The organism is Corallococcus sp. 4LFB (genome assembly GCF_046520365.1).
Lineage (GTDB): Bacteria > Myxococcota > Myxococcia > Myxococcales > Myxococcaceae > Corallococcus > Corallococcus caeni.
The window spans coordinates 1-2,012 of record NZ_JBKGHJ010000870.1; the positions used below are offsets into that span (position 1 = coordinate 1).

A 2,012-nucleotide genomic window follows, 5' to 3' on the forward strand; every position below is an offset into this window, starting at 1 on the left:
GTGGTGCGCCGTCACGAGGTGCTCCGCACCACCTTCCGCGAGGACGCCTCCGGGCAGCCCGTGCAGGTCGTGTCGCCGGAGCCGGTGCTCACGCTGGAGCACCACGAGCAGGTCGGCTCGCCGGAGGCGGCGTGGCGGCTGGCGCGTGAAGCAGCGGCCCGGCCCTTCGACCTCGCGAAGGGTCCGCTGCTGCGCGCGCTGCTGCTGACGTGGGCGCCGGGAGAGCACCTGCTCGCGGTGGTGGTGCACCACATCGTCTCCGACGGCTGGTCCATGACGTTGCTGGTGCGCGAGGCGGCGCTGCTCTACGGCGCCTTCGCGCGAGGCCAGCCCGCGCCCCTGCCGCCCCTGGGCGTGCAGTACGCGGACTTCGGCGTCTGGCAGCGCGAGTGGCTGCAGGGCCCGCGCCTGGAGAAGCAACTCGACTACTGGAAGCAGCAGCTGGCCGGGGTGCCCTCCGCGCTGGAGCTGCCCACGGACCTGCCCCGCCCCGCGGCCCGCGGCGGCCGGGGCGCCCGCCATGACCTGCTGCTGTCGCGGGAGCTGACGGAGGCGTTGAAGGCGCTGGCGCAGCAGGAGGGCGCCTCGCTCTTCATGGTGCTGCTGGCGGCCTGGCAGGTGCTGCTGTCGCGCTACGCGGGTCAGGAGGACGTGACGGTGGGCTCGCCGGTGGCGGGCCGGGAGCGCGGCGAGGTGCAGGGCCTCATCGGCCTGTTCGTCAACACGGTGGTGCTGCGCACGCGGGTGGAGCCCTCCGCGTCCTTCCGCGCGCTGCTGCGCCAGGTGCGCGAGACGGTGCTCGCGGCCCATGAGCACCAGGAGGTCCCCTTCGAGCGGCTGGTGGAGGAGCTGCGTCCGGAGCGCACCCAGGGGCGCACGCCGTTCTTCCAGGTGATGCTCACGCTCCAGGCGTCCCTGCGCGGCGCGGCCTCCGTGGAGGGCTTGAAGCTGGAGGCGCTGGAGCTGGACACGCACACGTCGAAGTTCGACCTGCTGCTCCAGGTGCTGGAGACGGAAGCGGGCCTCAAGGGCTTCCTGGAGTACGACGCCGACCTCTTCACCGCGCCCACGATGGCGCGCATGGCGGAGCACCTGCGCGTGCTCCTGGAGGGCGTCGTCCGCCGTCCGCACGAGGCCGTGGCCCGGCTGCCGCTGCTCACCGACGCCGAGCGCCACGAGGTGCTCCTCGCCTGGCAGCCGCCCGCCCCGCCCCGCTGCCGTGGAGCTCGCAGCACGGCGCCTTCGAGGCCCAGGCGGACCTCACGCCGGACGCGGTCGCCGCCACCTTCGCAGACGCGTCGCTCACGTACGCGCAGCTGGAGGCACGGGCGTCGCGGCTGGCGCGGCACCTGCGCCGGCTGGGCGTGGGCACCGAGGTGCGCGTGGGCCTGTGCGTGGAGCGCTCGCTCGACATGCTGGTGGCGGTGCTCGCCGTGCTGAAGGCCGGGGGCACCTACGTGCCGCTGGATCCGGCGTTCCCCACGGACCGCCTGGCGTACATGGTGGAGAGCAGCGGGATGCCGGTGCTGGTGTCCCAGCGCTCGCTGGAGTCCCTCCTGCCGCCGCATGCGGCGCGCGTGGTGCTGCTGGACGGGGACGCGGAGGCCATCGCGGCGGAGGACGGCGCGCCGCTGCGCGACGCGGTGCCGCCGGAGGCCGTGGCGTACGTGCTCTTCACCTCCGGCAGCACCGGCCGCCCCAAGGGCGTGCAGGTGCCGCACGGCGCGGTGGCGCGCTTCCTGGCGGCGCTGCGTGAGACGACGGGCCTGTCGGCGCAAGACGTGCTGGTGGCCGTCACCACGCTGTCGTTCGACATCGCGGTGCTGGAGCTGTTCCTGCCGCTGTCGGTGGGCGGGCAGGTCGTCATCGCGTCGCGGGACATCGCCGTGGACGGCTCGCGGCTGGCGGGCCTGCTCCGGCGGTGCGGGGCGACGGTGCTCCAGGCCACGCCCAGCACCTGGCGGCTGCTGCTGGAGACGGACTGGCGGGACCCGGGGCTGACGGCGCTCACC

1 protein-coding gene and 1 pseudogene are annotated in these 2,012 nt (G+C 74.6%); both read left to right on the plus strand.

The genetic code is table 11. The features are described 5' to 3' along the window. Window positions 1-60: 60 nt before the first annotated feature. Window positions 61-1,119, plus strand: a pseudogene (locus ACLEQD_RS42155) (condensation domain-containing protein); the annotation flags it as partial. A gap of 95 nt (window positions 1,120-1,214) precedes the next feature. Further along, on the plus strand, window positions 1,215-2,012 hold a 798-nt coding region (locus ACLEQD_RS42160), incomplete at its 3' end, for an AMP-binding protein (protein ID WP_410391589.1).